Source organism: Candidatus Jettenia sp. AMX1 (assembly GCF_030263775.1).
GTDB lineage: Bacteria > Planctomycetota > Brocadiia > Brocadiales > Brocadiaceae > Jettenia > Jettenia caeni.
Window position 1 is genome coordinate 1 of record NZ_SZPP01000082.1, and the last position, 6,769, is coordinate 6,769.

At 32.8% G+C, this 6,769-nt stretch carries 5 protein-coding genes; all 5 read right to left on the reverse strand.

The genetic code is table 11. The features are described from left to right. Nucleotides 1-105: 105 nt before the first annotated feature. The 5 genes from FBQ94_RS17085 to FBQ94_RS17105 are packed head-to-tail and all read right to left on the reverse strand — an operon-like array spanning nucleotide 106 to nucleotide 6,515. Nucleotides 106-2,499, reverse strand: a complete 2,394-nt coding sequence (locus FBQ94_RS17085; protein ID WP_007222606.1) for a CRISPR-associated helicase/endonuclease Cas3 — start codon at nucleotides 2,497-2,499, stop codon at nucleotides 106-108. Continuing rightward, nucleotides 2,496-3,158 (reverse strand): CRISPR-associated protein Cas5, encoded by a 663-nt coding sequence (cas5, locus tag FBQ94_RS17090; protein ID WP_007222605.1) that lies wholly within the window; start codon nucleotides 3,156-3,158, stop codon nucleotides 2,496-2,498. Before cas5 ends, FBQ94_RS17085 begins: the two co-directional genes overlap by 4 nt. A 1-nt stretch (nucleotide 3,159) precedes the next feature. Next, nucleotides 3,160-4,113 carry a type I-B CRISPR-associated protein Cas7/Cst2/DevR gene (gene cas7i / locus FBQ94_RS17095; RefSeq protein WP_007222604.1) on the reverse strand — a complete coding sequence of 318 codons (954 nt, stop codon included), beginning with the start codon at nucleotides 4,111-4,113 and terminating at the stop codon, nucleotides 3,160-3,162. After that, on the reverse strand, nucleotides 4,114-5,736 hold the full coding sequence (locus FBQ94_RS17100) for a hypothetical protein (protein ID WP_007222603.1): 1,623 nt from the start codon (nucleotides 5,734-5,736) through the stop codon (nucleotides 4,114-4,116). An 11-nt stretch (nucleotides 5,737-5,747) separates the two neighbouring features. Continuing rightward, the gene (locus FBQ94_RS17105; RefSeq protein ID WP_007222602.1) at nucleotides 5,748-6,515 is read right to left on the reverse strand and encodes a hypothetical protein; all 768 of its coding nucleotides are present in this window, start codon (nucleotides 6,513-6,515) and stop codon (nucleotides 5,748-5,750) included. Nucleotides 6,516-6,769: the final 254 nt, after the last annotated feature.

The window sequence follows — 6,769 nt, forward strand, 5'->3', positions numbered from 1 at the left end:
TCATACTGATATACTTATCCTACAAAATAATTTATGGTACTCTTTCCCTTATTCTCTTAGTATATCAGATATTTATCCGGCTTTGTGCAACAAAGCCAGTATCAATTACAAAATTTGTGGATAGTTTTGTTCAATATTTACATATGCAGTATTTAAAGTTGATAATCCCACTTCATTGTTATATGGCAATTTACATAATAAATATGTTTTGTCATCAAAGACATGCTCGCAAAATAAATCTTTTTTTTCCTTCTTGTCATACCAATACCACCATGCTGGTACCTTAATTACTTCATTATTCATTTTAAATAGCTCATCTCCATAAGAATAAAAAAAATGGATAGGATATACATCAATTGTTTGATAATCTTTTTTCCGTGTCTTAAAGCCTTTGCCTTCATCCTCATTCCAACGAATTTCTTTAGGGCTTCTGCCAAATAAAGTACACTCTTTGAAAAACACATCAAAATCAGACAGACTAATACATCTACCATTGTAGACATCATCGCACGCCTTTTTGAAATCTAAATAACTTACAATACCTTTTGGGATTGCTGTCCAACTGTTTTCCAAAAGTCTCTCATCATAGGGTTTTGCATTAGATGTTTTAAAAAGTATCATCCTGTTTTCTCCTGCATTTTGACCACCCCTATTGAGTCTACCACCTCTTTGACCAACAGCATCAACTGGTGCACATTCTGTAAAAAGGCGGTGGGAACTAATGTCTAAGCTTACTTCAATGACCTGTGTAGCTACAAGGATAAAGGGAATATTATTTTCCTGTATTTCTTTTTCGGCCTTTGCCTGTCTTAAAATTTTTTTCTCAATATCTCTTCTATCGCTATAAATAAAACGTGAGTGTAGCAGTATCATATTTGGCTTATTAATACCGACCTCTTTGAAATGCTCCTTTAGTTGTATATAGGTCAATTGTGCCGATTGAATTGTATTTAAAATGATAAATTGTTTTAGTCCCTTTTTATAACCGGCAATTAATTTATCCCCTACCTCTTTATCTAATACATCATTAGTGATTATTGATTTTTCTTCTTTTTTAATAATTTCAAACGGCTTGAAGCCAAGCCCTTCGTTATCTTCTTCCAAATGATATTCTTTTGCCTTATTAATTTCTGATTGCAAAAACTCAGGAAATGTTCCACTCATTAAAAAATGAGGAATTCTCATCTCCCTAAGAATTCCGAATAATTGCTTCAAATTACTTAACATCATATCATCATAATAATGAATCTCATCAAAGATAATGACAGAAGTTTGAATATTGCCAAGGGAAAAATCAGCCTTTGAATAGCCATGTATAAAGGCATAAAGGAGATGGTCAACAGTTGTTACAGTTACAGGATAAAAAAATACCTCACCTTTAAAAGTTTCATCTTTTACAAAAGATAGATGGTCTTCTACTTCTTCGTGTTCTTCTTTTTTCCTTTCAGAAAGCTCTAATGCACTCCTGCTATGATAGAGACCAACCTTCTTTTCACCAAAATAATCATTATTGGAAAGCGTATTAAACATTGCATTACATGTAACCTGAGTTGGCAAGGCAAAGATGATACGATTTGCCTCACTTTTCTCTATTAATTCAGTTGCCCAATATAGAGCGGCGTCTGTTTTTCCTCGTCCACAAGGGGCAAAGAGCATTGTAAATGGTTTCGGATTATTATATATGTTTTCTTGAAATGATCTCTTTGATTTTCGATGCCATGTCCCCATCTTATTTGTGATTCCCGAAAATACAATTTGATTATTTGGATCATATAACTCATCAAAAATAAAGCCTTCCTTAACATTTTCATTTTTTACTTTTTCAACAAAATTAATACTTGCAAGGATGTCAGACATTTTAAGAAGGCTGAAGATAAAAGAAAAAATGGCTTTAATGGCAGTTTTGTTACCATTTATTTCTTTTAGGCAATCAACGCCATTCTTCAATTCATCCGATTTTCTGTTTAGACAATTTATTTTTATTTCAGTAAATTCTCTTTTAAAGTAATTTCCAAACTCTAACTTATCATAAATACAAATAGCCGCTTTTATAAAATTATTGACAGATTCTGTCTCGAAATCCGGTTTACAATCAGTTGTTGAATAAAGTCCAGAATATGCCTGTGTGTGATGACTTAAAATAGCAGTAATTTCTAAATATGAAGGGTCAACATCTTCAAGGAGTTTAGGAAAGTGGTTTTGAAATGCAATTAAAATCGGCAAACTAGCCAAAGGATGGGGCATATAGAACGTATGTTTACCTGCTAAAATATTTTTTTGAAATGTTTTGGTTAGTTTACCCATATCATGCAGAAGGATTGTCAAAAATAGAGATTTAATCAAATCATCCTCTTTTATCTGCCACCTCTTGCAAAATGTTTTAATAACACAGAACTCTTTGTGGAGATAATCTTTTAAAAAGGCAAGGGAATCATATGCATGACCATATAAGGATTGATATAGTTTTTTCTCTTTGTAATATTTTCCAATAAGCTTCACAAAAGTTGAACTCCTTCATCTCCAAAATAATAACACTCGGCTGGGTTTTTTAAGGTTATCGGGTTATTTGGTTTGGGAATAGATAAAACCGATGTATATTCTAATGTTGAAAGGTCTTTAAATCTGTACGGAAGTTTTACGAGTTCACAATCATTGTGAATACCTAATGCAATACCCATTAAAGATAAAGCGGTATCTTTTTTAACCATATCAAAGCCTTTAATATCCGAAATTACCACCATATCATCAGATTGTCCTATGTAAAGAGGTCTTGCAGGATTATTTAACGCATTAATAATAAAATCAAAATAATTACCGTCTTCTATGCCAAGATATATCTTCATACTAACATTGATTAACAATTCCTTATACATTGGGGAGGACGGATAGATTTGAGGTCTATCCCGCTTCTCCCCTTCTTTTAATTTTAATATCTTCGCAAGTTCTGTAAAGACAAAAGGAGAAGAGAGCGGGGCTATTCCAATACGCATCTTATCCTGCAAGACAAAATCGTTTCTTTGTAATCCCATAGCATTGGCAACAAATCCTCGTAATGTCGTTAAGGGGATAACTGGATATGTTATCATAGTACTTGTTGAAGTGGGTCTTCTGAAACAACAAAAATATGGACATTCAAGTATAAAGGTTATCCCTTTCATATCAGTTACCTCGTATAGACTTTATCGCTTCTTTAACAGCCTCATTTGGAGTCTTGATTGCGATACTTTTTTCACTCAAAATCTTTTTTACATCAGCCTCATTATCCAATATCCCTGTAATCATCCCAACATAAATTGAATTTGAATACTCACTAATGTCGGCAAGTATTTCCTTTAACCTATCTGTATTCAGATTTATCTCTTCATCTGATTTCAATTCCAATGCCTTTTGCAATCGGTGAGAGTAATTGTTTTGAAAGGAGATAATGATAAAATCAGGGGTGAAATCGGTCAAGAGTCTTGCCTGTTTAGAATAATCAGAAAGAAAAGAAAGGGATTCTAATACCTGTGCAATCCTATTCCTTGTCTCGTTTCCTTTCTCGTTATCGTCTCCGCCTCTCATATCTTTAAACTTCATCTTCTTGTTAGTCTCATCATACTCCTCTTCAAAACCAACCTTTGCAACATCAATTGATATACCACCTTTATACAAATTCATACCCAGTTCAACATTAACAATATCACCACTTGCCTTTTCACCTTCAGGTTTATGTTTTTTTCTTGTCAAAAAATCAATTGTCGAATTGGCATCGAATGGTAAAAGTCCTATTGCTGGAGAAACCTTGACAGGAGATACCCTAACCTTTGCTCCTTCTCCTTTTATCGTTGCCATAAAACCAAATAGGTCGCAAAGTGGACAAGTAGTTACATTTCCACAAGCTTCTCCCTTATCATCAGGCACACAACAATCATTTGTTGTTCTTAGTCTCCTGATTCCCTCTTTCAGGTAATACCTCATTGCCTGGCCGCTGACATATGGATATTCCTTGTCCTGAAATTTATATTTCTTAACATCAACATAATTACTACCTCCCTCACCAGAATTTAAGTTGGTAAGGTCAGTTGTGGCTAACCATGTAATATTGATTCCTTTAATATTTTGTAAATTTGCCATTTATTTTTCCTCCTTTTTATTTCGATTTCTTTTCTCATTTGCCAGTTTCATACAAGCAAAAATCATCAATGTACTTTTAAGATTTTTAAAATCATTACCACCCATTGAACCTTTCAGATGTAAAAGCTCGCTGAAGTCTTCCAATGACTTAAAAGATAGGTATTGTATGTTTTGATCCTTTTCCATCTCTTTTCTTTCTGTAACTCCAATTGTTCTTTTACTAATCTGTTGCAAACCTTCAAGTAATTCTGTCAAATTTCTTGCCTTATCTAACTTATACAAATCTCCAATGTGTTCATTAGCAACCTTAGCAACAACCTCGGCTGCTTTGCTTAGCCTCTCAAGTTCTTCTTTTGTTAATCCCATCTTTTTCCACCTCCATTCATAGATAAATTTATTGGGAAAATTCTCTCTTTCTTCTTTATCAAGAAAGATGTCAAAATAAGCCTTTTTTCTTGGAAGCATTGCAGATGCAAATCCATCATAGGCATCATTTATAATACATCTTGCCATATCTTCCTTTAAAACTTCTGTTTCTTCCCAGAAGATAGAGTTGTCTTCCATGTATCTCATATTACATTTGTATATAATTTGCTCATATGTCTTGAATTTGTTTTCCAACATCAATCCAATTAAATTTAATGCATTATCCTTAATTTTTAAGTGGTGTTGTCTAATGTTTTTTACTGTCCCGGAAGGTACTTCAACCAGAACCCAGCTATCCAGTCCATATTTTTTCCTCACCTCCCAAAAACTAATTCTATTTTCATTTTCTACCAAACACTCATCAATTGCTTTCTCTAAAAAGCCGAGCATTAAGGTATTGTTTCCAACAGGAACAGTAGAACCTTCTTCACCGGTAGCCTTCTTAAACTTAAAAATTACATTTGACCTTGATTCTCCAATGGGTAGTCTACTTATATATTTTGATTTTAATTGATGGAGTTTTTTTAAATCTCCATAAGAAGGAAGTAAAAATATAGATTTTCCGCTATTCAGATAACATCTATAAATAATACCACCATCTGACCATTCTAAAGCACCCACCACATAACAAACAGGACAAACATTATCAAAGTAGTCTTTCATTTGTTGGATATTATGGTCGGAATCTAACTCTGTTCTAATCCCTGATAGGCTTTTTATTTTTGTGGAAAATGGATAAATCGATTGCTTTAAATTTCCAATTGATTTTGCAAAGCTACGATTACAGAGGACACAGGTTTTCTTCTTCTTTTCTGATTCTAAATCCTTTATAAGTTCTTCTAATAAAGAAGCTAGATCACCATCGGAATAAACCTGCTCCTTTAACACATTTTTACCTTTTATTTTTGTGCCATATTGCATAATCACGAAGTCTTTTTTTACATTATTTATCAGTTTAGTTTTAGTGTCTTCCTTCTCAAAAAAAATATATTTATCTCTTCGGCTTATAATTTTATCTTTAAGAAAGGAAGCAAATTTTTCTTTATTGGTAATTCTAATTTCGATATTATTTTCAGATAAGTCAGATTCAACAACTTCTGGTTCTACCTCTGCAATCTCTTTAACAATTCGATAAAAATTTTCAGCAGCATTGTCCATCCAGAAATCGTTGAAGGTTGATATAACAAATTTAATCATGAAGTACTCCTTTATCTATAATTGCCCTCACAGTACTTAATAATTTCTTCAAACCATTCATCACATAATTCAAGTAATCTTTTCTGCATATTATAAAAATCCACAGGTTTACGTGCTATTGGCTTACCTAGCAAATCAATGTACAAATTTCTTATTTCTTCCTGTTTGATCTCTGGATTTTGGTCTTTACCTGGATCGTGGTCAAAGTAGTTTCGCAAGTCTAATTTTTTATAAAATTCATGACTTGAAAAATTTTTCTTGAGTTTCTTCCCAAATTCTTCTTCTTTAAGGTCTTTAAAACTTTCAGAGCTGAACTGCTTTAGATAGCTTATAAATATCTTAAACTCATCTTCGTTTGTACATACAAAATCCTTAAATTTACATGCTATGGCTACCTGTCTATATGTTGGTTGAAGTTTTTCCCTAAATGATTCACATGCACACTTAAAATTATTAACAATTCTCTCCCATATAACCGATACAACCTTAACAAACTCTGCTTTATTTTTATAAAAATCTTGATCCTTTTTTCGCTCAAGTATTGAAAAGAGTTGATCCCGTGTAATTTCATCAGAAACATCGCCTGGTTTATACCATAACTCTTCATTAATTTGTTTGAAACCCAAATCTACTATTTTATGCTTATCATCATCTACCAAATTAGATGTCAATATCACAATATATCCTTGTATCCCATCTGATACGATCTGGATATCATCTAATATGATTCCTAACTTATTTAAAGATTCCTTTATATTAAACGCTTTCATATCATTCATCTTCACGAATTTCCTGTCCAATTGAATAATGACATGATTAACTCCTTATAAAAGTATTCAAACAGTTTAAGCCGTACAAGCTGCTCAAGCAAGTGAAGCCGTTTAAATTAACCAGACTCTTCAAGCAGATGAAAATGAATAATGGCATAATGTTCCTAGTATAACGTTTCATTAAAACATCGACAATTAGTTTGTTAAAAATTCAAATTTGCGCCATCGGTGCACCACGGGTTGCTCATTGATTTCTTGTACCC